15 protein-coding genes and 1 pseudogene are annotated in these 26,030 nt (G+C 66.7%); 8 read left to right on the top strand and 8 right to left on the bottom strand.

The window, feature by feature from the left end; translation table 11 throughout:
* Window positions 1-198: 198 nt before the first annotated feature.
* Window positions 199-1,155, top strand: a pseudogene (istA, locus tag F0U60_RS26040) (IS21 family transposase); the annotation flags it as partial.
* A 144-nt stretch (window positions 1,156-1,299) separates the two neighbouring features.
* On the opposite strand, the gene istB (F0U60_RS26035) reads toward istA (F0U60_RS26040), so the two are convergent.
* Entirely contained in the window at window positions 1,300-2,007 is a 708-nt protein-coding gene (istB, locus tag F0U60_RS26035) for an IS21-like element helper ATPase IstB (RefSeq protein WP_395825445.1), read from the bottom strand.
* Between the two features lie 196 nt (window positions 2,008-2,203).
* Window positions 2,204-3,724 carry an IS21 family transposase gene (gene istA, locus F0U60_RS26030; protein WP_395825442.1) on the bottom strand — a complete coding sequence of 507 codons (1,521 nt, stop codon included), beginning with the start codon at window positions 3,722-3,724 and terminating at the stop codon, window positions 2,204-2,206.
* Between the two features lie 214 nt (window positions 3,725-3,938).
* Between istA (F0U60_RS26030) and F0U60_RS26025 the strand changes: the two genes are divergently transcribed.
* The 3 genes from F0U60_RS26025 (at window position 3,939) to F0U60_RS26015 (ending at window position 6,423) form a co-directional block, all read left to right on the top strand.
* Window positions 3,939-4,502, top strand: coding sequence for a Mu transposase domain-containing protein (locus F0U60_RS26025; RefSeq protein WP_395824658.1), 564 nt, complete (start codon window positions 3,939-3,941; stop codon window positions 4,500-4,502).
* Window positions 4,503-4,640: 138 nt separating this feature from the next.
* The gene (gene istB / locus F0U60_RS26020) at window positions 4,641-5,399 is read left to right on the top strand and encodes an IS21-like element helper ATPase IstB (protein WP_395824655.1); all 759 of its coding nucleotides are present in this window, start codon (window positions 4,641-4,643) and stop codon (window positions 5,397-5,399) included.
* 532 nt (window positions 5,400-5,931) lie between these two features.
* The gene (locus F0U60_RS26015; RefSeq protein ID WP_395824651.1) at window positions 5,932-6,423 is read left to right on the top strand and encodes a hypothetical protein; all 492 of its coding nucleotides are present in this window, start codon (window positions 5,932-5,934) and stop codon (window positions 6,421-6,423) included.
* A 677-nt stretch (window positions 6,424-7,100) separates the two neighbouring features.
* Here F0U60_RS26015 and F0U60_RS26010 read toward each other — a convergent pair.
* Together F0U60_RS26010 and F0U60_RS26005 are read right to left on the bottom strand one after the other, a co-directional pair.
* Window positions 7,101-9,038, bottom strand: coding sequence for a glycoside hydrolase family 3 N-terminal domain-containing protein (locus tag F0U60_RS26010; protein ID WP_395824648.1), 1,938 nt, complete (start codon window positions 9,036-9,038; stop codon window positions 7,101-7,103).
* Between the two features lie 169 nt (window positions 9,039-9,207).
* Window positions 9,208-9,705, bottom strand: coding sequence for an Hsp20/alpha crystallin family protein (locus F0U60_RS26005; protein WP_395824645.1), 498 nt, complete (start codon window positions 9,703-9,705; stop codon window positions 9,208-9,210).
* Between the two features lie 422 nt (window positions 9,706-10,127).
* Here F0U60_RS26005 and F0U60_RS26000 point away from each other — a divergent pair, with 422 nt between their 5' ends.
* Window positions 10,128-12,707 carry a discoidin domain-containing protein gene (locus tag F0U60_RS26000; RefSeq protein ID WP_395824642.1) on the top strand — a complete coding sequence of 860 codons (2,580 nt, stop codon included), beginning with the start codon at window positions 10,128-10,130 and terminating at the stop codon, window positions 12,705-12,707.
* A gap of 234 nt (window positions 12,708-12,941) precedes the next feature.
* Here the strand turns inward: F0U60_RS26000 and F0U60_RS25995 are convergent, their stop codons facing one another.
* Window positions 12,942-14,327 (bottom strand): aldehyde dehydrogenase family protein, encoded by a 1,386-nt coding sequence (locus tag F0U60_RS25995; protein ID WP_395824639.1) that lies wholly within the window; start codon window positions 14,325-14,327, stop codon window positions 12,942-12,944.
* 285 nt (window positions 14,328-14,612) lie between these two features.
* Here F0U60_RS25995 and F0U60_RS25990 point away from each other — a divergent pair, with 285 nt between their 5' ends.
* Complete coding sequence (locus F0U60_RS25990) at window positions 14,613-16,022, top strand: hypothetical protein (RefSeq protein WP_395824637.1); 1,410 nt, start codon at window positions 14,613-14,615, stop codon at window positions 16,020-16,022.
* 17 nt (window positions 16,023-16,039) lie between these two features.
* Here F0U60_RS25990 and F0U60_RS25985 read toward each other — a convergent pair whose 3' ends face one another.
* Together F0U60_RS25985 and F0U60_RS25980 are read right to left on the bottom strand one after the other, a co-directional pair.
* Entirely contained in the window at window positions 16,040-16,759 is a 720-nt protein-coding gene (locus F0U60_RS25985; RefSeq protein ID WP_395824634.1) for a siderophore-interacting protein, read from the bottom strand.
* Window positions 16,760-16,886: 127 nt separating this feature from the next.
* Entirely contained in the window at window positions 16,887-22,166 is a 5,280-nt protein-coding gene (locus tag F0U60_RS25980) for an AAA family ATPase (protein WP_395824631.1), read from the bottom strand.
* A gap of 134 nt (window positions 22,167-22,300) precedes the next feature.
* Between F0U60_RS25980 and F0U60_RS25975 the strand changes: the two genes are divergently transcribed.
* A complete protein-coding gene (locus F0U60_RS25975; protein ID WP_395824628.1) occupies window positions 22,301-24,112 on the top strand; it encodes an NUDIX hydrolase in 1,812 nt (603 codons plus the stop codon).
* On the opposite strand, the gene F0U60_RS25970 is transcribed toward F0U60_RS25975, so the two are convergent.
* Complete coding sequence (locus F0U60_RS25970) at window positions 24,088-24,924, bottom strand: nucleotidyltransferase domain-containing protein (RefSeq protein WP_395824626.1); 837 nt, start codon at window positions 24,922-24,924, stop codon at window positions 24,088-24,090. The genes F0U60_RS25975 and F0U60_RS25970 overlap by 25 nt on opposite strands.
* Before the next feature lie 176 nt (window positions 24,925-25,100).
* Between F0U60_RS25970 and F0U60_RS25965 the strand changes: the two genes are divergently transcribed.
* Window positions 25,101-26,021, top strand: coding sequence for a DMT family transporter (locus F0U60_RS25965; protein WP_395824623.1), 921 nt, complete (start codon window positions 25,101-25,103; stop codon window positions 26,019-26,021).
* Window positions 26,022-26,030: the final 9 nt, after the last annotated feature.

Here is a 26,030-nt window from a genome sequence, read left to right as displayed (position 1 = left end):
GGTGAGCACCCGTTCCGGAGCAAGGTGAGCACCGATTCCGGGGATGCCGAGCGGGCATTCCGGGCAAGGTGAGCACCTGTTCCGGGCATACCGAGCACCTCCTTGACGGAGGCGCGAGGGCCTGCTGAGGAGCCGGTCGGAGCGTCAACGGTGCTGGGCAGCAACTGGCCTCTCCGGCCTCCCTTTCAGGAGGTGGAGATGGCGGCAGAGAGGCTGTCCATGCGCAAGCTGCGAGAGTTGTTCCGGTTGAGGTTCGAGGCCAGGCTGTCGACGCGAGCAATCGCGGCGAGCTTGAATGTCGGCAACGGCACGGTGTGCGACTACCTGGGGCGAGCACGGGTAGCGAAGCTGCCGTGGCCGCTGCCGCCGGAGCTGGATGACGACGCAGCGCTCACGGCGCTGCTGTTCCCCAGCGACGGCAAGGCCGCGGCGGAGCGCCCGGAGCCGGACTGGGCGCGCATCCACGCCGAGCTCAAGAAGAAGGGGGTGACGAAGCAGTTGCTGTGGCAGGAGTACCTGGAGACACACCCGGGCGGGTACCAGTACAGCCGCTTCTGCGAGCGCTACGGGCGGTGGCTGCAAGGCGCGAGTGTCACCATGAGGCAGGAGCACCGCGCGGGCGAGAAGAGCTTCGTGGACTTCAGCGGGGATGGGGTGCAGGTGGTGGACGCCGTCACGGGAGAGGTGCGCGTGGCGAAGCTGTTCGTGGCGGTGCTGGGGGCCAGCAATCTCACGTACGTGGAGCCGGTCTTCAGTGAGGACATGGCCACGTGGGTGGGCTGTCACGTGCGCGCGTTCGCGTACTTCGGCGGAGTGACGGAGTTGGTGGTGCCGGACAACCTCAAGGCGGGAGTCACGAGGGCACACCGGTATGAGCCGGACACAAATCTGACGTACGCGGACCTGGCGCGGCACTACGGCTTCGCGATTCTCCCGGCGCGCCCACGCCGGCCGCGGGACAAGGCGAAGGTGGAGGTGGGCGTGCTGCTGGCCGAGCGGTGGATTCTGGCGGCGCTGCGCCACCGCCACTTCACGTCGCTTGCCGAGGTGAGCGAGGCGGTGAGGCCGCTGCTGGAGAAGCTCAACGAGAGGCCCATGCGCAAGCTGGGCAAGTCGCGGCGGGAGCTCTTCGAGGAGGTGGAGCGCGCGGCGCTCAAGCCCCTGCCGGGTCGCCCGTACGAGCTGGCCTTCTGGAAGAAGGTGCGTATTCCGGCGAAGTGGAACACCCATTCCGGGCGAAGTGGAACACCCGTTCCGGCCATGTGGAACAGTCGGAGCGTCAGCGACGCTGGCCGGGGTTCACTTCGCCCCCTTCTTGGACCGGGTCAAATTCCTTTCCGGGTCGCGCACCGAGTCGCCGGTGAGCTTGAGGCGATGGGCGTTGTGCACCAGCCGGTCGAGGATGGCATCGGCCACGGTGGCGTCGCCAATCACCGCGTGCCAGTCCTTCGTATCAAGCTGGGAGGTCACCACGGTGGCACCGGAGCCATACCTGTCCTCCAACACTTCCAGCAGTTCCTTGCGCTCGCTGGCGCCCAGGGGCTCCAGGCCGAAGTCGTCGAGAATCAGCACCTGGGCCTTGGCGAGCCTGCGCAGCAGGTGCGGGTAGGTGCCGTCGGCACGAGCCTGCGCCAGCTCGTCGAAGAGACGCGAGGCGCGGCGGTACACCACGCCGTAACCGTCGCGGCACGCCCTCTGTCCCAGCGCGCACGCCAGGAAGCTCTTGCCCACGCCGGTGGGGCCCGTCACCAGCACGTTCTGCGCCTGCGCCACCCAGCGTGAGGTGGACAGCTCCAGCACCTGGGCCTTGGTCAGCCCCCGCGCCAGGCCGTAGTCGATGTCCTCCAGGCACGCCGTCTGGCGCAGCCGCGCGGTGCGCAGGCGCGAGGTGAGCTTCTTGTTCTCCCGGTGCACCCACTCGGCATCCACCAGCAGGCCCACCAGGTCCGTCGGGCCCACCTCCTTGTCGGCTGTCCGCTCCGTCCAGGTGCGTAGGTAGTGGGCCATGCCGTACAACTTCATCGCGTTGAGCTTCTCCAGCGTCTGTTCCACCAGCATCGTCTCTTCTCCTCGTTGGGGTTGTTGGGTGTTGCCGCGCCGGAGCGCGCCCGAAGGGCGCGCGCAGGCGTACTCCGAGGCACCGGGCCGCGAAGGCTGGCACCGCGGAGCTCTGTCCGCGCACCGTGGCCGGGCGCGGGAAGTGTCAGTGGTAGTAGTCGGCGCCGCGCACGTTCTCGTGCGCGGGCAGCGGGCCTTTGTCCTCGGGTGCCGACTCCATCTCCTCGAGGTGGTGCTGGAGGATGGCGGCCACGGACTTGTAACTGTAGGCGCGGTGGCGCACGGCCCTGGCGCACGCCTTCTCCACGCGTTGTGGCCCGTGGCGCTCAGCCAGACGGATGACGCCCAGGGCCGAGCGGAAGCCCTGCTCGGGGTGGGGCCGGCGCTTCATCAGCTCCTCCACCAGCGCCGCCGTGCTGGGGCCCAGCGTGGAGGCCCACGAGAGAATCCGGCTCGGCGTCCACTCCGCATGTGCGCGGTGACTCTTGGGCATGTGTTCGGCCAGCGTGGTGAAGCCTCCGCGCTGCTGGCTGCGCACGTGGCTGGCCACGCGCCGGCCGCCCAGCAACACCTCCACGCACGAGGGCGTGTAGCGCACCTCCACCTGCTGCCCCACCAGCCCGTACGGCACGCTGTAGCAGTGCCCCTCCAGCTCCACGTGGTAGTCCACGTTGACGCGCGCCTTCTTCCAGTGCGCCAGCTCGTAGGGCTTGTCCGGCAGCGGTTTGAGGGCCGCCCTCTCCACCTCCTCGAAGAGTTGCCGGCGGCTCTTGCCCAGCTTACGCATGGGCCTCGTGTTCAACTTCTCCAGCAGCTCCGCCACCGCCTCGCGCACCTCACCCAGCGAGGCGAAGCGCCGGTTGCGCAGCGCCGCCAGAATCCACCTCTCGGCCAGCAGCACCCCGTTCTCCGCCTTCGCCTTGTCCCGCGGCTTGCGCGGCCTCGCCGGCACCACCGCGAAGCCGTAGTGCCGCGCCATGTCCGCGTAGCTGGGGTTGATGTCCGGCTCGTACCGGTTGGCTCGCGTCACTGCCGCCTTCAGGTTGTCGGGCACCGCCATCTCCGGCACCCCTCCGAAGTACGCGAACGCCCTCTGGTTGCACCCCACCCACGTGCCCACGTCCTCGCTGAAGACGGGCTCCACGTACGTGTAGTTGCTCGCCCCCAGCACCGCCACGTACAGCTTCGCCACCCGCACCTCGCCGCTCACCGCGTCGTGGACTTGCAGCCCATCGCCGCTGAAGTCCATGAAGCACTTTTCCCCGGCCCGGTGCTCCTGGCGCATGGTGACGCTCACGCTCTTGGCCCATCGCGCGTAGCGCTCGCAGAACTGGCTGTACTGGTAGCCCTCCGGGTGCTCCTCCCGGTACTCCTGCCACAACAGTAACTTGGTGACGCCCTTGCGCCTGAGTTCCGCGTGCACATGCGCCCAGTCCGGCTCGGGCCGGCTCGCCACCACCTTGCCCTCATCCGCGAACAGCAGCGCCGTGAGGGCGGTGTCGTTGTCCAGTTCCGGCGGCAGCGGCCAGCTCGTCAGCTTCGCCGCCTGCGCCCGGTACAGGTAGCGGTTGACCGTGCCCACGCCGATTCCCAGGCTCCGGGCAATCTCCCGCACCGACAGCTTCAGCTCCAACCTCTGCCTCAACAACTCTCTCAGCTTGCGCATGGACAGCCTCTCTGCCGCCATCAACACCTCCTTGAGGGGAGGTCAGAGGCGGCGGCTCGTCCAGCACCGTCAACGCTCCACTGGGTTTCCCATCCTGCCACCTACTTCCAGAGTGCGTTCCACTTGCCCCGGAATCGGTGTTCCACATGGCCGGAATGGGCGTTCCACATGCTCCGGAATCAGTGTTCCACTTGCCCCGGAATCGGTGTTCCACATGGTCCGGTGCACGCAGAAGGCGCGCGTCAACATCGACTACCACGTGGAGCTGGAGGGGCACTGGTACAGCGTGCCCTACGGGCTGGTGGGCAAGGAGGTGGAGCTGCGTCACACGGAAGCGTGCGTCGAAGTGTTTCTCGCGGGCCGGCGTGTCGCCAGCCACGTGCGTAGCCAGCAGCGCGGACGCTTCACCACGCAGGCCGAGCACATGCCGGCCTCGCACCGGCAGCACGCGGAGTGGACGCCCTCGCGCGTGGTGCAGTGGGCCCAAAGCGTGGGGCCCGCGTGCGCGCAGCTGGTGGAGGAGCTGATGAAGCGCCGGCCCCACCCGCAGCAGGGCTTCCGCTCGGCGCTGGGCATCATCCGTCTGGCCGACAAGGAGAAGTACGGCACGCAGCGCGTGGAGAAGGCGTGTGCACGCGCGCTGCGCCACCGCGCCTACAGCTACAAATCCGTGGCCGCCATCCTCCAGCACCACCTCGAGGAAGCCGACGAGGCGCGCGAGCAGAAGGGCCCGCTGCCCGAGCACCAGAACGTGCGCGGCGCCAACTACTACCACTGAGAGACGTGCCCGCGCGGCTGTGCGCGGACACTGCTGGCCGGTGCGGACACGGTCTCACCAGCACCGGCAGGGGCCTGCGCGCGCCCTGACACAATAGGGCGCGCTCCGGCTGACGAAGAGACCACGAGGAGAAGACAGATGCTGGTGGACCAGACGCTGGAGAAGCTGAGTGCGATGAAGCTGCACGGCATGGCCAACTACCTGCGCGGGTGGCTGGAGAAGGCCCCCGACAAGGACGTGTCGGCGACGGACCTGGTGGGCCTGCTGGCGGACGCGGAGTGGATGCACCGGGAGAACAAGAAGCTCACCGCACGCCTCCAGCACGCGAAGCTGCGCCAGCAGGCGTGCCTGGAGGACATCGACTACGGCCACGCCCGCGGGCTGACGAAGGCGCAGGTGCTGGAGCTGTCCACCTCGAAGTGGGTGGAGGGGCGGCAGAACGTGCTGCTGACGGGGCCAACCGGAGTGGGCAAGAGCTTCCTGGCGTGCGCGCTCGGACAGAAGGCGTGCCGTGACGGCTACAGCGTCGTGTACCGCCGCGCCTCACGCCTCTTCGACGAGCTGGCGCAGGCTCGCGCGGACGGCACGCACCCCAATGTGCTCAAGCGGCTGGCGAAGGCGCAGGTGCTGATTCTCGATGATTTCGGGCTGGAGCCGCTGGGCGCGGCCGAACGCAAGGAACTGCTGGAGGTGCTGGAGGATAGGTACCAGGTGAGCTCCACCGTGGTGACGAGTCAGCTGGAGCCCAAGGACTGGCACGCCGTGATTGGGGACGCGACGCTGGCCGATGCCATCCTGGACCGGCTGGTGCACAACTCCCACCGGCTGAAGCTGGCCGGCGACTCCATCCGCAAGGTGGACGTGAATTTGACCAAGGGCCGCAAGCAGGCGAAGTGACCACCACCCCAGCGTCGCTGACGCTCCGACTGCTCACCATGGCCGGAACGGCTGCTCGGCTTGACCTGGAACGAGTGCTCACCTTGGCCGGAATACGCAGTCTGTGGGGTCCCCACTCGTTCGCGGCCTTGGTGACAGCCTCCTGGAGCATGTCGCCCACTTTGTCCTCAGTGGGAATGTCCGCAGCCGACTTACCGCGTGGCAAGTGCCAGCGCTGCCCATCGCTGAGTTCCACCTGTCGGTTGCCGCCCCGGTGGCGAATGACGGTTTCGGCGGAGCGGCCCCCTGAAGCCTGTCCGGCTCCTGAACCCGTCCCCTTCTTGAGCATCACCACGGCCATGGGGCCCTGCGGAGATGTCGCTACCGTTTCCGCCGCCGCTACGGCCTTGGCCAGGGCTCCCTCCGTCGCGAGCGCCGCCTCCGTGGCCTCCAGGCGCCCCATGACGGCAGCGCCGCCCTGTGTCTCGAACCGCGCCCCCGCGAGGTTGAAGCGCGGCAGCGACTTCACCCGCGGCAGCACCTGCCCCAGCGTGTGCCCACTGAGGGTCGCTACCGCGAGAATCATGGCCCGGGCGGCGTCCTCGCCCAGCACCTTGCCGAATTGCTCACCCGCCGCGCGCAGTTCCTCGAAAGTGGTGGCGTGGTGCGCTGTGTCGGCCAGGCGAGCCCACCCGTCCATCAGCCCGTACACCGTCTCAAGGCCCAGGTAGCCCACCAGGAGGAGGGTCATGCCGGCCGCCAGGGCCTTGGTGGTCGGCTCGGGCACCACCCACATCATGCAGTAGAGGGCCACTGCCCAGACGACCATGGAGACGAGCGCCTGCACGTTCAGCAGCTCATGCTTGAGGGCGTCGCGCGTCTCGTCGAGCACCGAGCCGAAGGCCAGCGCCAGGGCGAGCGTGCGCCGGTCATCCGCGCGCAGGTAGGGCCCATCATCCAGCAGGCTCAGGCAATCGCCGCGACCCTGTCTCTCACCCCACTTGAGGTACTTCTCTTTCAGGGCTTCTTCGGCCTGGGGGGGTGAGAGCAACCGGGCCCTCCTGACGCTCAGGCATCCAGGAGAGGGCCGCGCCGCGGTACTGCTCCAGCTTCCAGTAGCCCGTCACGGCCACCGTGGGGACGTCTGCCTGCGTAGGCATAAGGTTCAGCAACTCGTGGGCGGCCTGCCGTGGCGTCTTCGCGCCCAGCCGCACGTCGTGGGCGAGCCGCTGGAAAGCCCGCTGGAACTCGGCCCTGGGGATGGGTACCGGCCGGGTGGCCACGGCACCAGGCTCCATGAAGTCCACAACATACACGGTGGCGGACTCGAGGCCAGGCTCCGCCGTAGCGGCCACACGCTCTGTCGGCGCCGGCGGGGGCGTGAGTGCAATGTAGTGGTAGCCCATAAGGAGGCTGCCGTGTGGGGTGCCCGTAGCGCAGGCTGACTGGAGAACGAGGACGAGGAGAAACCAGCCGCCCAGTAGGGGGCGCAGCCGAGCGCCAGGTAGGCGCGGGCCAACACGACAGGTGGACACGGCGCACCTCCGGAGGCGACGAGGCGTACAACTCGTCGCTCCCGAATTACACGGAAGCACGGGTACGCCAGTCAAGCCACCGGGTCGGGAGCCCTCCTCAGGATGCAGTAGGTGCTCTGTAGGCCTGGGCTCCGAAGCTATGGGAACGTCACGTTGCCAAGGTCTTCATTCCTACCGAAAGAGACCCTTAGTAGCTCAGCCCGAAGAAGAGGGGGTACAGCGGATGGGCCGTGTCGTGCGGCATGTCGGACCGCTTCGCCTTCACCTCCGCCATCGAGGAGGGAAGCTCGAAGGGCAGCTTGCCTTGTGGCGCGGCCTTGCCCATCAAGACATCGAACAGCGCGGAATCGCTCACGCCAAAGTTCCCGAGGAGCGCGCTGACCTTGTCTTTTACATTCGTCAGGATCGCCGGGCGATCCAGATAGACCGTGACAATGGTCGGAACCTTGGCACTCACGCGCTTGATGGCTTCATAGTCGGCGTTGCCATCCTCGAAGGCGAGGTTTCCTTCATGCTGCCACTGTCCAAACATGTACTGAGGATGGAGCGTCTCGAACGGAGCCACCGTCCGCATGATCGCAACGTCCGCTTCCTCGGGGGTGCTGACGACCGTCAGCCCATAAGTGGCGGCGACCGCACCATCGATGCCATGGAGGTAAACCTTCCGGATGTTGGCCCCCAGGGGGAGGAGCTTGTTCTTGTTCTCCAGCAGAACGAGTGAGCGCCGCTGCGCCTCCGTCGCCTCCTCCTGGAAGGTAGAGTTCCCCACGACCTTGCTCGCTCGCTCCACCTCGACGTACGGGTTCTCGAACAACCCTTGTTGGAACTTCTGCAGCAGGATCCGATACACCGACTCGTCCAGGCGCGCTTCGGTCACCTTGCCGGCGTTGACTGCGGCCACGAGCGCATCGGGCTCATCGACTCCACCGAACTGATCCAACCCCGCGTTCACGCCCTTGGCGAAGCGCTCCAGCTTGGACAGGGACTCGACGCCCCATGGCGTTCCAAACCCCACGAAAGAGGGCTTCTGCCCGGGGGGCGCACCGTTCAGACACGCGTCATCGCAATCGTTGGTGATCGCCCAATCCGAGAGGATGACTCCCTCGAAGCCGTACTGGCCGCGCAACAGGTCCGTCAGGAGCTGCTTGTTGAAGCCCGCGCCAACCTGCTCCAGGGGCTGGCCGTTCAACGTGACGCCTTCGAGGATGGAGTAGGTCGGCATCACCCCTCCGGTCTTCGCGGCGAACGCCCCCTCGAAAGGCCTGACGTGGTACTCGAAGTTGTTGCCCGGGAACACCGCGTACTTCCCGTAGGCATTGTGGCTGTCGAAGCCCTCCTTCGCGGCGCCATAGCCGACCCAGTGCTTCACAACAGCCACCACGCTGTCCTTGCCAATCCCGTTGCCGCCGCTCTGGAACCCCTCGATGTAGGCCTGCACGAGCTTCTTGGCGAGGTCGGCATCCTCGCCGAAGGTTCCATTGATGCGCGACCAGCGCGGCTCGGTGGCGAGATCGGCCTGCGGAGAGAGTGCTTCCTGGATACCGACCGCACGGTACTCCTGCCGTGCAATGTCTCCGAAGCGCCTGGTCAGCTCCGCGTCACCGATGGCAGCGAACCCCAGCGTCTCTGGCCACTGGGAAAAGCCCCCCGCGGCGACACTGGCGCCCAGCGTGAATTGAAAGTGACTGCGGGGATCCGTGCTGATGGTGGCCGGAATACCCAGACGCGCCGCCTCCGCAATCTCCTGCAACGCATTGTTCTCCTCGGCGAGGAACCGTGCATTGCCGCCCAGCCTGGTGATGAAGCTGTTGACGCCCTTCTCGGCAATCATCCGAGCGGCGAGCGTCCTGTCATAGCGCGTGACACCTTCCGTCGTCTGGGTGGGAGCCGTTCCGTGCATCATGACGCCCGCTTTCTCCTGCAGCGTCATCCGGCTGACGAGGTCCCTCGCCCGTTCTTCAGGGCTCCGACGCCAGTCCTCGTAGGGCTCGACCTGACCATTCTTGTTCAGGTCCTTGAATCGCAGACCGTCCTTGACGATGAAGCCGACTCCCCTGCCCTCGAGCTCCACCTGATGCGTGGCCGGCGCATTCACGATGCCCTTGCTACACGATGACAATCCCATGCCCAATATCACCCAGGTCAAAACCTTGTTGGATTCCAGCATGCCAGGAACCTGGTGATACCACGCCTCGAAGGGAGGTAGAGGACGGACCCCGCGAAAAGAAAAGCCGCGGAAGCGGGAAGAGAAACCCGCTCCGCGGCTCGTTGGTGAGCTCCTGCTGAAGGACGAACTACGCCTTCGCCTTCTCACCCTCGCCCGGGCCCTTGACGAGGATGCGCTTGGGCTGCACCTCTGGCTTCTTGGGCACCACCACGTTCAGGACGCCGTCCTTGAGCTCGGCCTGGACGTGGTCCACGTCGATGCCCTCCGGCAGGGTGAAGGAGCGCGAGAAGCTGCCGAAGCTGCGCTCGTAGACGAAGTGCCGGTCGCCCTCGTCCTTCCTCTCCTCCTGCCGCTGGCCGGAGATGGTCAGCCGGTTGCCAGTGAGGGAGATGTCGACCCCGTCCTCCTTGATGCCAGGGAGGTCCGCCTTGAAGACGTACGAGTCCTTCGTCTCCTTCACTTCAAAGGCGGGAATGAAGCTCACCGCCTCCGTACCGCCAACCACGCCTCGGGACAGCTCACGGAAGGGGTCCCAGCGCAGGAGATCCTGCATCATCTCGAACGGGTCCAACCCACGGTTCCGCACGAGGCCCCGATCGGTGTCGTTCCTACGAATGATGGCCATGATCAAACGCCTCCTTGATTGGTTGTGATTGAAGTGCTTGAGAGGATTCCCTCGACTGTCTGTCCGGGGGAACGCCCTCTGTCTATGCGCAATGTAACCAGCGAATGGCGTTGTCCAGTCGCCCCGGCGCTCAAGGCCGCCCAAGGAAGAGAGACAAGTTCGCTGATTGCCCTCCAGGCAAGCGAGCAGTCCATCCTCCTCCCCTCTCGTTTCAGTCACACTGGACTCCCACCTGGCCGTCAACCGGCGTTGCAGTTTCTCGAAAAACAGAAAACCACACATTCCTTGAAAATCACTACAATGTTCTTTAGTGTGCATATCGCCGGAGGCGCGAGGAGCCAGGGGTTCCCGTCTCGTTGGCATCCCGTCGCGGCCCGCGATGGGGCGTTCAATGGGCACGCCTCCGCTTTGGAGAGAACACAATGCAATCCGCGGTATGGCGCCCCCTCCTCCTGGCGAGCCTCTTCGCCACGTCTGTGGCCTGCGAACCACCCACCCCCGAGACATCGGCACCCGCTCCGCAACAACCCGGCTCAACACAGGCAGAGCTGGGCTTCGACAATGACAACCGGACGGACCTGACGGTGTGGCGCCCCTCGAGCGCCCAATGGTTCACCATCTTCAGCACGGGCATTTCCCCGGGGCATCCCTTTCACGGAGTGAATGGTGACGTGCCGGTCGCGGGAGATTTCGACGGCGACGGCATCATGGACCGGACCGTGTGGCGGCCCTCCAACGGGTACTGGTACGTGCTCGGCAGCGCCACGGGGACGGTCTCCCTGACCCAGCAGTGGGGCACCAGGGGAGACGTTCCGATCTCGGGTGACTTCGATGGAGATACGAAGTCGGACTTCGCGGTCTGGCGCCCCATCGACACCACCGGCACGGCTTATGGGCAGGTCTTCGTCATCATGAGCTCCACCGGGGAGCGCAAGATCATCAACTATGGCCCCTCGCGCGGGGAGCTCCCCGTCTCCGGTGACTACGACGGCGATGGGAGGACGGACTACGCCCTGTGGCGCCCCGCGGATGGCACGTGGAACATCATCTCCAGCGCCACCGGCGCGCGAACCACCACCCAGTTCGGACAGAACGGAGACACCCCGCTCTCGGGTGACTTCGACGGCGACAGCAAGTCGGACCTGGCCGTGTTCAGGAGCGGGACCTTCTACGTCCTCCAGAGCTCGACGGGAGCCACCTCCACCGTCACCTGGGGCTCCTCGGGCGATGTGGTCGTCCCGGGCGATTTCGACGGGGATGACCTCTACGACTACGCGGTGTGGAAGCCCTCGAATGGCACCTGGTACATCAAGTACTCCTCGAACATCGCCAGCACCACGCAGCAGTGGGGAACCTCGGGTGACATCCCGGTGGGTGAGCCCTTCATGCGCAGGGCCCGGGCTCGCCTGACGCCCAACGCGCGCGTGCTGGGCAGCCAGGCGCGAGACCAGATGCAGAGCTTCGACCCGGCCAGCGGCACCATCTCCTTCACCTCCGGGACGACGAACTTCCAGGTGGGCCACATCATCGTCAGCGAGCCCACGGCCCTCGCCCCCTACGGCATCCCTCCCCTCAAGGTGGTCTCCAAGAGCGAGGTGGGCGGACGGACCGTCTACCAGACCGTCCCTTCATCGCTCGATGAGGTGCTCGAGGAGGCGGAGATCGATATCTCCCGAGAGCTCACCGCCGCCGACCTCGAGGAGGTGGATGAGAACGGCAACCCGATCTCCGCGTCGATGAGGACGATGGGGGCGAAGCTCTGCAAGATCGACGGGATTGGCATCAAGTGCGAGTACAGCGTGCCGGACTCGAACAGCCCGGTGAAGCTCACCGGCAGCCTCGAGTTCAAGGCCAAGCAGCAGTTCGCGCTCAAGTTCCGCAAAGTGTTCCGCATCAAGGAGTTCAAGGTCGCCGTGGGCGTGGACGAGAAGGCCCGGCTGGCGCTCGAGTACAAGTACAGTCAGGATTTGTTCAAGTTCGAGGTGCCGATCGGGCAGTGGCGCATCAAGCGCTGGGTCATCTTCATTGGGCCCGTCCCGGTGACCATCGAGATGTACATCAAGTTCAAGGTGGGTGCTGAGGGCAAGGTCAGCCTGGTCACCGAGTACAGCGTCACCCAGACGGCGGGCGTGCTCTATGGCTACCGCTACACCCATGACCGTGGCTGGGAGACCATCAACGAGAAGAACTTCGATCTCGCCATCCGGGAGCCCACGTCGAACGGCCTGACCGTGAGCGGAGAGGCCAAGGCCTACGTGGCGGCGGTGCCCGGCGTCGGCATCTATGCCCCCGCCAAGATCGTCGGAGCCGAGTCCGACATTGGTTCAATCCGGGGCTATGCGAAGCTCAAGGTCCAGGTGCCCGGCAATCCGCTGTGGACCATCACCGCGGGCCTGGAGTTCTGCAGCGGATTGGATCTGACGCTGAAGCTCAACCTGGGGATCATCAAACGAGACTTCGAGTTCAAGGTTGCCCAGGGGTCGTGCTCGGAACTCCAGCTGTGGAAGAAGGAAGGCGGCAGCACTGAGACCAACCTGGCCCGGAGCGCGGCGGTGACGGCCTCGAGCTCTACCTACAATCCGTCCGCCGGATGGAACCTGGCGAACATCAACGACGGCAAGCGAACCTCGGTCCTCTATGACTCACTCGGCTGGACGAGCACCTACTGGTCCGTGCCGAACGCCAACGAGTGGCTCGTGTTCGACCTCGGCTCGAGTGCCACGCTCACCAAGGTGGACCTCTACCCCCGCAACGACGCCACCTACGGCTCGGTCGTGGGAGATGGCTTCCCCGTCGACTTCACGATCGATGTGTCCAATGACGGCGTGACCTGGCAGACGGTGGTCTTGCGCACGGGCTACCCCACCCCGACTGGCATGCAGAGCTTCGGCGTCTCCGTGCCGAGCGCTCGCTATGTCCGGCTCAATGTCACCCGGCTCGACAACGTGACCGGCAGCTACTACGTGCAGCTGGCTGAGGTGGAGATCTTCGGCCGGCGGTAGTGCCCGACACACCGAGGAGCGGGAGCCCTCCTCCCGCTCCTCTGAACGTTCTCATCCTCTTCAGGGAAGATTGATGCTCCCTCTCCCTTTGGGAGAGGGTGGGGGTGAGGGTAACCGAACCCGTTCTTCAACCCGTGGCCCACGGTGTGGACTGGGGGTTCAACCCGGGTGCTCCCGATACCCTCACCCCGTCCCTCTCCCGAAGGGAGAGGGGAATTGGCCGCGGGAAGTCAATTAGAACGACAACCGGAAGTGGATGGACTTGGGCCGGGTGAGCTGATCAAACCCCAGCGCGCTCAGGCTGTGGCCTCGGCCCGAGTTCTTCACGCCAATCCAAGGCAGTGCCGGATCCACCGAGTCGCAACGGTTCATGTAGACCGTGCCGAACTCGAGTTGGGTGGCGAACCGAGCGGCCCGCTCCCGATCCTTCGTCCAGACGCTCGCGGTCAGGCCGAGCTCCGAGTTGTTCATCTTCGCGAGCGCTTCCTCGTCCGAATCCACCGGAGCAATGGGCAGCAGCGGCCCGAAGGACTCCTGCCGCATCAGCTGCATCGAGTCGTCCAGCTCCGCGAGGAGCGTGGCCTCGAAGAAGCGGCCCTTGCCGTCCACCTGGGTCCGCTTGCCGCCAACCACTACCCGGGCGCCCTTGCGGCGGGCGTCCTCCACGAGCTGTTCCAGCTCCAACGGATGGTTGGGCTGCGCAATGGGCCCCAGCGTCGTCTGGTCGCTCATGGGGTCACCGAGCACATACCCGCGCACCAGCGCCTCGCACGCCTCGGTGAAGCGCTTGTAGAGCGAGCGATGCACGTAGACGCGCTCCACCGCACAGCAGCTCTGGCCGGCGTTGTACATGGCGCCGTCCACCACGTTCTCCACCGTCTTGTCGAAGTCACAGTCCGGAGCCACGTAGGCGGGGTCGTTCCCGCCCAGCTCCAGCCCCATGTGCCGGAAGCGCGTGGCGCCCGCCAACGTGAGCCGCTGGCCGCCGTACACGGAGCCCGTGAACACCACGTGGTCCACCCGCGGGTCGCCCACCATGCGCTCGCTGGTGGGGTGGTCGCAGTGCATCGCCTGGACGAGGTGCGGGGGTGCACCGGCCTCGGCGAAGGCCCGGGCGAAGTGCTCCCCGCACAAGGGCGAGCGCGGCGAGTGCTTCACCACCACCGCGTTGCCCGCCAGCACCGCCGGTACCACCACGTTCACCGCGGTGAGCAGCGGGTAGTTCCACGCGGGCAGATCCAACACCACCCCCAGCGGCTCCTTGACGATCCGGCGCTCGAAGCCCACCTTGGGCGGCAGCACGATGTCCGCCAGCGCCGTGTCCGCGATGGAGATCATGTACCGGGCCCGCTCGGCCATACCGCGAATCTCTCCCCGAGCCTGAGCGAGCGGCTTGCCCATCATCTGGGTGATGTCCGTGGCGATGGCCTCCGCCCGCGCTTCCATGGCGGCGACCATGCGCTCGCACCACTCCTTACGCTGGGCAAGCGAGGTAGCACGCGCGGCCCGAGCGGCGGCCCGGGCCTGATCGAGCACGGTGTTGACGGTGACCTCGTCCGCGAGGGGAACGGAGCAGGCGACGTCGCCCGTGTACGGATTGTCAACAGTCAGGGTGGTCATGGCTGGAAAGGTAGTGCTCCGGCCTGTGATCGGCCCGTTCACCGCCGTGATGCGTTGCCCTGTGGACAGCGCGTATGGCGCCCGCAGAACTCCGCGTCCGGAATGGTGATGACCACCTCTCCCGGTCAACCCGCGGCTGGCAATGCCTGGAGGTTGCAGCGCGGTAGCAGGATTGCTGGTACACAGGAACTGCAAGCGTAACGACTCCGATGTTGGAGTCACCCACGCCAGGCTTCGTGGTAATCGCTGTTGAGCAACGACAACCCGTCCCCCCCCGGGCAATCCATGAAGAAAAAACTCATTGGTTCATTGGTTCTGGCGTGCAGCTGGCTCGGTCCCATTGCCTGTACGGGCGGCGAGCCCACGCCCGCCGCCAACGACAGCGACGCTCCTGCGGCGCCGGAGGCCCCGGCTCCAAACCCCTCCGTGGGCGACGTTGCCGCCAGCTGCAGCATCACCCAGGATCGTGTGCGGATTACCGAGATCGATGTCGGCGCGACGGTGGTGACCAACGAGGACGAGGTGGCGCTCAAGCCGCTCGTCATCTCCCCGATTCCGTCCGGTGGTTCGCGCCTGGCCTGGATGAGCAATGACGGCAAGGTGCACATCACCCAGCTCAATGCGAGCGATCTCCCCGTGGGGGCGTCCTTCGGCCTGCCGGCAAACTATTTCGCCGACCTGTACGCCGACAACACGGGTGGCACGCTGTTGTTGACGCGGAATGCCAAAGGCGGCGGCGTTCTCAACTGCGGCGCACCCACCAACCTCTGCGGGAGCCCCCCCAACCCGCCCGTGCCTTGTTACGACATGTACATGGTGCGGTTCGACGGCAGCACCGAGACGTGGGCCACCGTGCTGACGAGCTCCAGTGAGACCCTGCCGCCCTACTCCACCGGCCCCACGGGCCCCAGCGTCTACATGATCTGGTGGTACGCCCACCACGGGCGCATCGCGTTCGACGGCACGCGCTACGCGGGGTACTTCGGCGCAGCGATCAGCATCTCGCAGAATGGCTGCATCAACATCCACCAGGGCGACCGGATGAAGGTCGTCGGCACCGACGGAAAGCTCCAGGCCGGCGGCTTTGATTGGGGCTGCAGCCACAGCGGCTATGAGCGGGTGATCTGGGATCCGACGGCTCGCAAGTTCGTCTCCATCTGCAAGACCGACAACAACAATCGGATCGCGTTCGCCCCCAATTACAAGACCATCTATCCCGTCGACCTCGCCTACTCGAATCTGGGGAACCTGGTGACGGCCACGGGCGGGGGTTACTGGCTCACGGCGAGCAACATCCGGTCAGGGCAGACGCCTAACGCCAACGGGCTCGCGGACGTGCACCTCCTGCACTTCGTGGACGGCACCGCTGACAAGGACATCCTCCTGGCGAGCAATACGGGGCTCAACAACCGGGCTCCCCACCTGGCGGCCTATGGCCAGAATCAACTCCTGGCGGCCTGGGAGACCTCGACGCGGACGGGAGACCTGGTCCGGAGCGACACCAGCCGCAAGCTCTACGTCCAGGCCCTGGATCGCGCGACGGGGGCCGCGAACGGCACGCCGCTGCAGGTGGATGTGAAGGGCAATCGCTATCAGGACTTCGTGGCCTTCCCGGACGGCAGCGTGGCCTTCGCCGCACCGGGCAGCAGCGCGACCAAGATCAAGATCCTCCGCATCCTCCCCTGCCCAGGGTAAGCACAAGCGTGGGCTCTTCAGTCGAGCCCACGCTTCCCTGCGGACCAGTACGCCTTCACCTTCTGCGCTGCGCCCACGCCATCCGCCCGGAGCCGCGCGCGCAGCGCCTGGATGGCCTGAGCCCGACCTGTCATGACAAGGTGCGCGCCCGGTCGCCGCTGGAGTGCGGCGCTCAAGCGCTCCGCCAGGGCGGGCACGTGACCCTCGTCGGGCGCGCGCTCCACCACGGCGCTGTCCGAGAGGTGGAACTCCCGCAGGACGGCCTCGGACTCGCCTCGGGAGGAGACCTCGAACACCTGCTCGACGCCATCCACGCCGGCCCGCAGGCTCTTCAGCGTGTGGGCCACGGCGAAGGACGTCTCATCTCCGAACAGCACCACGGGCCCCTGGAGGGACGTGAGGGCCAGGGAGCCGCGAGGCCCCATGAACTGGCAACGGTCTCCTACGCGCACGTTGCGGCCCCACTCCGCGCCGGGGCTGTGCCCATGAAGGTAGACGAGCAACTGCGTCGCCCCGCGAGCCGCGTCCCACGCCAGGGGGGTGTACGTCCGCATCCCCACGCTCGGGAAGAACACCTGCACCTTGTCCCCTGCGCTCCAGGAGACGTCACGCAACGCCTCGCCCGTCAGCTCCATCCAGCGGAAGTGCGGTGAGACGTCTCGCACCTGCTCCACTCGCGCGTCGCGAAACAGAAAACGCCCCAGCATGCCTCCGAGAATCGCCTTCCCTGACACCATTCCGAGTCACTCCTGGGGGGCACCCTGCCCCCTTTATGCGAGCCATCCTCGCACCGGCCTGTCAGCGCGGGGATGAACTCGTGTGACGAGAATATAAAGAAGCGTGAAGCGCCTCAGCCCCTGCGCTTTACGCGAGGGGCAGCTCGAGCGTGGCAGTGGCGCCCTGACCCGGCCCATCGCTTTCCAAGAAAAGGCGGCCCCCCATCATCTTCGCCGCCAGCGAGCTGGAGTGCAGCCCCAAGCCGTGCCCATTCTCTCGGGTGGTGAAGCCCTGGGAGAAGAGTCGCGCACGGATCTCCGGCGCGATGCCCACGCCGTTGTCCACCACCTGGATGTGAGCCGTGTTGCCCGCAGCCACGAGCCGGATGCAGAGGTGTGGCTGACCGGCGGGAAGGGCCTGCATGGCGTTCTTGGCATTGCTGATGAGGTTGATGAGGATCTGCAACACCTTGTGCTTATCGAGCCGCAGCCTGGGCAGTGAGGAAAGCTCTCGGGTGACAGTGATGCCGTGGCGTTGCAGGGAGGGCAGCTGGATGCTGATGGCATCCTCGACAAGGAGTGAGAGATCGCACTCCTCGAGGACGAGCGTGTTGCGCGCATAGGTCTGTTGGACCTGGACGATGGCGCGGATGTGTTCGATGTGTTTGCCCATGGCCTCCATGCTCTCCTGGAGCGTCTTCTGCTCGCGGAGCAGCTCGTCGCCGAGCGCGGAGAGATAGGCCGGAAGCTGGATGCCGCGTGGATCCCGGGTGAAGAAGTCCGCCAGAGCGCCCTGGTGCTCCCCGAACAGGGAGGTGACCTGCTTGAGCCGGCCCACGCGCGAGGAGTTCACCATCTCGAGCATGCTCTGGAGGTTGATGACGGCGCTGGTCAGGACGTTGCCCACGTTGTGGAGCACGTTGACGGCCACTTCGGCCATCCCCGCCCCGCGCGCGGAGTCCACCAGGCGGGCCTGGGCCTTCTTGAGCTCTTGCGTGCGCTCCTCCACACGCCGCTCCAGGTCGTCATTGGCACTGCGCAGGGCACTCTCCGCGCGCTGGACCTCGGCATAGAGCTGGGCGTTCTCAATGGAGATGGCGGCCTGGCTGGCGAGGTGCCCGAGCAGGGCGATTCGGGCGGGAGTGAAGGCTTTGGTGGCGAGTCCATTCTCCAGGTACAGCACCCCGCGAAACTCCTCCTGACGCAGCAGGGGCAGGCAGAGCACGGAGCGGGCGTGGCCATGCTCGAGGTACGCATCGGACGAGAAGGGATGGGGCTGGGAGGCGTCGCCGATGAGCACGTGCTCGCGGGTGCGCCTGACGTAGGCGATGAGGGTCCAGGGCAGTTGAACCTCGTCCGAGCCGGCGGCGGAGTCCTCCGGTGAAATACCCGCGGTAGCGACCACTGAGAGCTTGTCGCCACGAGGCAACACCAGGGCGCCACGCTGGGCCCCGGCATTCTCCAAGGCGGCGCGCAGCAGCGTGGCCGCCAGCCGCTCGAGGACGATCTCTCCCGAGATGGCCTGCTGGGCCTTCACCACCGTGAGTGCGTCGATCTGGGTGGAGTCTGTCTCGGTGGTGGTTTCCTCAGAGTCCGCGGAGCAGGTCAGGTGGGGCCACTGCGAGTCCAGGTGCGCCACCTTGCCCCTGGCGCCCCAGCGCAGGTACGCCTCCCGGGCCTTGCGCCCGTAGGTGTCCGCGAGCGTTGGCACCTTCCGCTCGTACCAGAAGCGGGCGGCGAGCTCGCAGGCCAGGGCCACGTGCTGGATGAGGCCGTGCTCCCGGGCCGACTGATGTGCTTCCTCGTAGGCGCGGAGGGCCTCGCCCTCTCGGTCCAGGATGCGGGCCAGCTCCGCGGAGACCATCCGCTCCGGGGCGCGGAAGGTCGCGGGCTGGAGGCGAGCCCACTCGGCGAGCAGTTGCTGGTGCTCGCGCAGGGCCTCCAGGGTCCGGGGTTGCTCCTCGGGTGACATGTCGCCGTAGCAGGCGGCCAGGGTCAGGGCCTGGAAGAGGTGGAAGTCCAGGCGCCGGATCTGCCCGAGTGAGGACCACCTCAGTTCGGCGGCCCGAGCTCCCGCCTCGCGCGCCTCGGCATAGGCCCCCCTCAGGAAGCGCGCCTGCATCTTGAGAGTCCAGTACCAGAACCGCATGTTGCTCTGGCGAGCGGGGGTCAGTCCGGCCTCGAACGACGCCTCGTCGAAGTCCTCTCCCGTGAGCGAGCCGAACGAGGGAGAGAGGCCGCGCAGCTGCTGCACGTAGAGCTGTTGGTGACGCAGGATGAACTGCATGTCCGGGTAGCTCGCCTTGCGCATGAAGGCGAGGCGGACGACCGACTCCTGGTAGACCTCCTCCAGGTCATGTCCCAGCATGAGCCGGAGCGTGACGAGGTGATTGGCGCAGTAGCTCGCGATCTGGAGGTCACTGCCCTGGAGCGCGAGATGGAAGGCCCTGCGGTTGGTCTCCAGCGAGTTGGACAGGGGTTCAATCCAGTTGTTGATGGTCTCCTGGATGTAGAGAATCTTGCCTTGGAAGGCGGAGAGGTCGTAGCGCTCGACAATGGCCCATGCGAGCTTGCCGAAGGCATGGGCCTCCTGGTGGCGCTTGAAGGTGGAGCCCAGCACCACGCCGTACCAGCCATACCCCTGTGCGGCCGAGCCGTTATTTCCATGGCGGATGCTCAAGGAGACCATCCGGCACAGGTTGAGGATGAGCAGGTTCGGGTCGGTCAGGAGCGCCGGCACGAACAGGGTGCCCAGTACGCTCATCACCGCCTCCGTGTCTGGGTCCACCATGCGAGGCAGGTCAACGAGGCTCGCGATGGGCCGCTCCCCCAGGAGCTTCCCCACCTCCTCGTTGGCGGCCACGACCTCCTCCCAGGAGGGACGCGGGGACATGGGCATGCCCAACTGGGCAAGACACTCCAGCAGGCAGCCGATGGCCGCGGGGATCTCACCGGCGGCGATGTGGAGGTTGGCCTTCAAGCGGTAGACAGCCGCCGTTTCCGGGCGGGTGCGGGCTCGGGGCAGAAGCTCTTCCACCAGGCGGCGCGCCTCGGCGGCGTGGCCGCTCATGAACTCGCAGGTGGCCCGGTCGAACTGAATCCTGAAGGCCAGTCCAGCGTCGGTCTCCCACGGGTCTCCCGGGAGGAGCTGGAAGGCCGTGGAGAGATAGGCAACGGCCGAACCGAACGCGGTGGAGGCCTTGGCCTTGCGTCCGGCCTCGGCGTTCAGGCGGGCCACCCGGAGCCGCTCCTCGGGGCCATCGAGCAGCTCCGCCCCCACGTTGAGCTGGCTCACGACGTCGAAGAGCTTCTCCTGCTCCTCTTCCGGGGTCAGGCTCGCCAGCAGCAGCCGGCCGATGCGCAGGTGGACGGCCTTGCGCTCCGCTTCGGGGATGAGGGCGTGGGCCGCCTGCTGGATGCGGTCGTGGAGAAAGCGGTAGTGCTCCGGACCTGCCCGCACCAGCAAGCCCTCCAGCAGCGCGGGCTCCAGGCCCTGCTCCACCAGGGAGGACGCCTGCGAGTCGGAGATGAGGCCGAGCAGCTGAAGCGGGAAGGCGTTGCCCACGCAGGCCGCGAGCTGCAGCAAGTGCTGAGTCCCCACGGGGAGCTGGCGCAGCTTGCCGGCCATGAAGTCGACGACGTTGTCAGAGTAGCCCCTGGCTCGGGTGGCCTCGGCGTCCCAGCGCCACGGGCCCTCCGGCGTTCGGGCCAGGAGCCCGTCGTGGTGGAGCGTCAGCAGGAACTGGAGCAGGAAGAAGGGGTTGCCTCCCGTCTTCTCACGAGCCATGGCCGAGAGTGGCTTGACGACCGCGGCGTCCGCGCCCGGGAGCGCATCGGCGACGAGCTGCTGTACCTCTTCGAGGTCCAGCGGCTCCAGCTGGAGGTCGGTCATCTGCGCACCGGCCTTGCGCAAGCCCGCCAACGCCAGCGCCACCGGGTGAGCGGGGTCGACCTCGTTGTCGCGGTAGGCCCCGATGAGCAGGACCGGAGGCGTCTCCGGGTGGGTGAGCAGGTGATGGAGGAGCTGGAGGCTGGCGAGGTCGGCCCACTGGAGATCATCCAGGAAGACGACGAGAGGATGCTCCGGGGTGGCGAAGACGCTGAGGAACTTGCGGAAGACGCGGTTGAAGCGGTGCTGGGACTCCGAGGGCGGTAGCTCCTGGACCGGGGGCTGCTTGCCGGCGACGAGCGCGAGCTGGGGTACCACGTCCACGAGGACCTGCCCCTGCCCCTCCCAGGCCTCGTTCAGGTGTGCACTCCAGCGGGCCAGCTCCTCGTCGGTGCTCGCGAGCAGTTGCTGCGTCAGGCCACGGATGGCCTGAGCCAGGGTGTAATAGGGAATGTCCCGCTGGAACTGGTCGAACTTGCCGCTGAGGAAGAAGCCTCGCTGGCGCACCACCGGCTTGTGCAGCTCGTGCACCACGGCGGACTTGCCGATGCCAGAGTAGCCCCGGACCAGAAACAGCTCGGGCCGTCCACCCTGAGCCACGCGCTCGAAGCCCTGGCGCAACGCCGCGGCCTCGGCACCCCGCCCATAGAGGCGCTGGGGAAGCTGGAAGCGCGTGGGGTAATCGTACACTCCGAGGGGGAAGTCCTCGTGCACGCCCCGCAGCAGGTCGTCCCGACACCGCTCGAGGTCGGCCTTGAGTCCGTCGGCGCTCTGGTAGCGCTCCTCGGCGACCTTGGCCAGCAGCTTGAGGACGATGGCGGAGAGGACGGGCGGTAGGCCCGGCACTCGCTCCAGTGGTGGCTGAGGAGCCTGTGCCATGTGCGCATGGAACCACTCGAGCGCGTCGCGCCCCTGGAAGGGCCGCTCTCCCGTCAGGAGCTCGTAGAGGGTGACGCCCAGCGAGTACAGGTCCGTGCGGTAGTCTACCGAGCGGTTCATGCGCCCCGTCTGCTCGGGGGACATGTAGGCCAGGGTGCCTTCAATGAGCGTGGCGGGCGCGGCATCCACGTGCTCGACGAGCTGCACGGAGGCAGTGCCGAAGTCGATGAGCCGTGTCTCGCCCGCCGGAGTGACGATGATGTTGGAGGGCTTGATGTCCTTGTGGATGACGCCACGACGGTGAAGCTCGGCCAGGGTGGCGGCCAGGGAGATCGTCAGGTCCAGGGCGCGGAGCACCTCGAAGGGGCGGCCGGTGAGCTCGGACAGGGTCTCGCCCTCCATCAGCTCCAACAGGAGCACCGGGCGATCCTGGAACCGCTCGCAGGCATGGACGTGGGTGACGCCGCGCACGTCCTGGATGCGCCGAAGGATGTCGAACTCACGGCGGTAGCGCTCGATCGCTCGTGGGCCAAGAGAGGTGGCTACAGGGGTTTTGAGGATGAAGGGGAGGCCATCGGCATCGCGCACCGCGCGGAAGAGCTGGTTGGTGCTGGTAGTCCTGATGACGTCTCGAAGTGTGTAGCCTGGAAGGTGCAACATGCCGAGATGGAACAACGCGGGCCCTTGCGAAGAAGTTCTGGGGGAGAGGGGGCCCTCCCCTTTGTATTTTCGACACAAACCTTGGGGTGAATACAGTCTCCTCGCTCCCTCACCCGACGAGCATTTCTCACGACATGCGACTTCCCCACGCGCTGACCCTGGCCTTCACGGCCCTCACGACGCTCGCGGCCCACGCCGCGCAGCCCACCGCCCCTCCCCTGCCCCAGGGCTACTGGCCCGAGGAGAAGGTGGCGGAGATTCTCGCCAAGACGGAGGAGGTGCGGCTGGCGCCCGACCTCTCGCGCCTCACACCCGACGAGCAGGCCGCGGTGAAGGACCTGCTGGAGGTGGGCCAACTTCTCCAGGGCCTCTATGAGGCTTCACGTCACCACCAGGCGATCGCGTCGCACGCACGGTTGCAGGCGCTCGACAAGAAGCTGGGGAGCCCGAAGCGCACGCAGGACCTGCTCACGCTCTACCGCCTCTACCAGGGCCCCATCGCCAGCACGCTGACCAACGCGCGCGAGGCCTTCCTGCCCGTGGACCCGCAGGTGCCCGCGCGCAACGTCTACCCGCCCGACGCCACGCGCGCGGAGGTGGACGCCTTCCTCGCCGCACACCCCGAGCAGCGCGACTCGCTGATGGACGAGCTGACCGTGGTGCGCCGGGCCACCGCGGAGAACCTGCGCCAGGACGTGAAGGTGCTCCAGACGTACCCGGTGCTGGACACGCTGCACCCCGGCCTGCGCGAGGCGCTCCAGGCCCGCGCGAAGCGGCCCGACGCGAAGAGCCTGTACGCGGTGCCCTACGCGGTGGCCTACGGGCCGGAGCTGGTGAAGGCGTACGGACTGCTCATGCGCGCAGCGGGACGGCTGGACGCGAGCGACGAGGAGCTGGCGCGCTACCTGCGCAACCGCGCGCGGGATCTCCTCACCAACGACTACGAGAGCGGCGACGCGGCGTGGGTGACGGGCCGCTTCAAGCACCTCAACGTGCAGCTCGGCCCGTACGAGACGTATGACGACGCGCTCTATGGTGTGAAGGCCTTCTACGGCGTGTCCGTGCTGCTGCTGAACGAGCAGGCGACAGCGGAGCTGCGCAAGCGGCTGAGCGGACTGCAGAGCATCGAGGACGCACTGCCGTACCCCGCGAAGAAGCGCATCCGCGAGGACATCCCGGTGGGCGTATACGAGGTGGTGGCGGACTTCGGCCAGGCGCGCGGCACCAACACCGCGTCGATCCTCCCCAATGATCCGCTCTATTCGCGCCGCTACGGCCGCACCATCCTGCTGCGCGAGAACATCATGAAGAACCCGGACATCTTCGCCGCGGACGAGCGCATCTGGCGCACCGCGACGGCGGACGCGCACGCAAAGGATCTCACCTCCGAGGGCAACTTCCAGCGCACGCTCTGGCACGAGGTGGGCCACTACCTGGGCCCGGACCGAGACACGAAGGGCCGCACGCTGGACGTGGCGCTGGAGGACTACGCGGACGCCATGGAGGAGATGAAGGCGGATCTCGTCAGCCTCTTCGCGCTGCACGCCTTCCAGAAGAGCGGCTCGCTGGACGCCGCGAGCCTGCGCGCCGTGCAGGCCTCGGGCATCCGTCGCACGCTGCAGAACGTGCGCCCGCGCGAGGACCAGCCGTACCAGCGCATGCAGCTGGTGCAGTTCAACTGGTTCCTGGAGCACGGCCTGCTTCGCGCGGATCCGAAGACGGCGCGCCTCACCATCCAGTACGACCGGTACCTGGACACGGTCAGCTCGCTGCTCGAAGAGGTCATCAAGCTCCAGCACGCGGGCGACAAGGCGGCGACGGCGAAGTTCTTCGAGCGCTGGAGCACGTGGACGCCCGAGCTACACGACGTACTCGCCGCCCGCATCCGCGAGGCCCAGGGCGCGCGCTTCCGCGTGGTGCGCTACGGGGCGCTCGGCGAGAAGTAGTGCTCAACGAGCGCGCGCAAACCGTCGGACAAGCCGCGCAGCCGGCGCAGCGCGCGCTCATGGTCCGCGTTGCCGATGTCTCTCCAGATCTCAGCCTGCTCCTGAGCCAGGCCCTCGAGCGTGATCGGGTAGGTCGCGGCTTCGGCAACGGCGCCCTTCTCGTTGATGAGGTAGCGGCCATTCAAGGCGAACAGCACCTGCGCCACGCAGCACAGCGCCCGGTAGGCGCAGCCCGCGATATGTGTCTGCTCGGCCCGCCTGGCCGCGAGCTCGGCGTTCTCGATGGCGAAGCCCACCTCCCAGCCGAAGCGGGCAATCAGTGCGTCCCTCAGCGCCTGCGGGTACGGCCAGGTTTCACCCTTCAGCTCCGCGATGCGGCCGAACGGATCGAGGAGCGGCTGACACGTCGCCACCTCGCCCATCCAGATGGCCGAGCAGAACCCGTGAGGGTGGCCTGCCTGGTAGTTCATCGAGAAGCGGCCCTGCCGCGCATCGGCGATGACCTCACGCACACGTCCGAGATCTCGGTAGAGGAGATCGACCTTCACGCCTGCGATGGTGAGCCAACCGCCGCCGTTGATCCACGGCCCCCACTCGCCCATCCGAGTGACGGTCGACGATGGCTCATCGACGAGCGGAGCAATGGCCGACTGGAGCATCGCGACATCGAGCGGCGCGTCGGGCTCGTAGTACAGGCCGATGTCGTAGTCGGAAGCGGGGCCCGCCGTCCCCCGCCCGCGCGAGCCTCCAAGCACGAGCGCAGCCAGGCCTCGGACGGGCCGGAGCGCCTCAATCACACGGGTAAGAAGCACGGGATTCTCCATCGGCTCACGATGCCATCGAGCGAAGCCCGCAGGAACCCTGATACTCCCGGTGCGCGGCCCGGTCCGATGGGTAAGCGACACGGCAGCCGTGCCGTCCCTGTGGTATCTGCGTCACCCCATGGACGGCGGCACTTCAGCCGCGTCGTCCGGTGTGAGTGCGAGACGTGAGCGAACGACGTGGTGCGGATGCTTTTTCCTTTCAAGTGATGATCGCCCTGTGCATCACCTGGGGTCTGCAGCAGGTGGCGATCAAACTGGCGGCAGCGGACATCGCGCCGGTCATGCAAGCATCCGCACGCTCCGGCATCGCCGCGCTGCTGGTGGCCCTGCTGATGTCCTGGCGCGGTGGCTGGGAGGGACTGCGTCAGGGGACCTGGCCCGCGGGCCTGTTGGCCGGGGTGCTCTTCGCCCTGGAGTTCCTGCTGATCGCCCTGGGACTGGAGCGCACCACGGCCGGGCACATCGCGGTGTTCCTCTACACCTCGCCCATCTTCTCCGCCCTGGGACTGCACCTGCTCCTGCCCAGCGAGCGCCTGCGCCGCATGCAGTGGCTGGGGATTGGCCTGTGCTTTGTCGGCATCGCGGTGGCTTTTGGGGGAGGCATCTCCCTGGCCAAGATGGATTCGCGGATGCTGCTGGGCGATGCCCTGGGGCTCCTGGCGGGAATGTCCTGGGGTGCCACCACCGTGGTGATACGTGCGTCGAAGCTGTCGGAGGCACCGCCGAGCCTGACGCTGTTCTACCAGCTCGCGGTCGCCTTCGTGCTCTTGCTGCTGATCGCGGTTGTGAACGGCCAGGTCAGTCGAGTCGAGCTGACCCCACTGGCGGTGGGCAGCGTGCTGTTCCAGGGAGTGCTGGTCTCCTTCATCAGCTACCTCATCTGGTTCTGGCTGCTACGCCGGTATCTGGCTTCAAACCTGGCGGTGTTCTCCTTCATGACCCCGCTGTTCGGCGTGACCCTGGGGGTGCTGATTCTCAAGGAGCCCTTGACCTTGAACTTCGTCGGGGGGGCCGTGCTGGTGCTGTTGGGGATTACCCTGGTGAGCGGTGAGGCCTGGTTCAGACGGTGGCTTCAGTCGCGTTGAGCGCATCCG

This window comes from Archangium minus (assembly GCF_044360475.1).
Classification (GTDB): Bacteria; Myxococcota; Myxococcia; order Myxococcales; family Myxococcaceae; genus Archangium; species Archangium minus.
This window is presented reverse-complemented; position numbering and strand designations above follow the sequence as displayed.

Bases quoted from the DNA above. Each gene is read 5' to 3' on its own strand.
- istA (WP_395825442.1), bottom strand. From the start codon at position 3,724: ATGCGCAAGCTGAGAGAGTTGTTGAGGCAGAGGTTGGAGCTGAAGCTG.
- F0U60_RS25990 (WP_395824637.1), top strand. From the start codon at position 14,613: ATGAAGAAAAAACTCATTGGTTCATTGGTTCTGGCGTGCAGCTGGCTC.
- istB (WP_395825445.1), bottom strand. From the start codon at position 2,007: ATGGCCCACTACCTACGCACCTGGACGGAGCGGACAGCCGACAAGGAG.
- F0U60_RS26010 (WP_395824648.1), bottom strand. From the start codon at position 9,038: ATGGGATTGTCATCGTGTAGCAAGGGCATCGTGAATGCGCCGGCCACG.
- istB (WP_395824655.1), top strand. From the start codon at position 4,641: ATGCTGGTGGACCAGACGCTGGAGAAGCTGAGTGCGATGAAGCTGCAC.
- F0U60_RS26005 (WP_395824645.1), bottom strand. From the start codon at position 9,705: ATGGCCATCATTCGTAGGAACGACACCGATCGGGGCCTCGTGCGGAAC.
- F0U60_RS25985 (WP_395824634.1), bottom strand. From the start codon at position 16,759: ATGGTGTCAGGGAAGGCGATTCTCGGAGGCATGCTGGGGCGTTTTCTG.
- F0U60_RS25975 (WP_395824628.1), top strand. From the start codon at position 22,301: ATGCGACTTCCCCACGCGCTGACCCTGGCCTTCACGGCCCTCACGACG.
- F0U60_RS25980 (WP_395824631.1), bottom strand. From the start codon at position 22,166: ATGTTGCACCTTCCAGGCTACACACTTCGAGACGTCATCAGGACTACC.
- F0U60_RS26000 (WP_395824642.1), top strand. From the start codon at position 10,128: ATGCAATCCGCGGTATGGCGCCCCCTCCTCCTGGCGAGCCTCTTCGCC.
- F0U60_RS25995 (WP_395824639.1), bottom strand. From the start codon at position 14,327: ATGACCACCCTGACTGTTGACAATCCGTACACGGGCGACGTCGCCTGC.
- F0U60_RS26025 (WP_395824658.1), top strand. From the start codon at position 3,939: ATGGTCCGGTGCACGCAGAAGGCGCGCGTCAACATCGACTACCACGTG.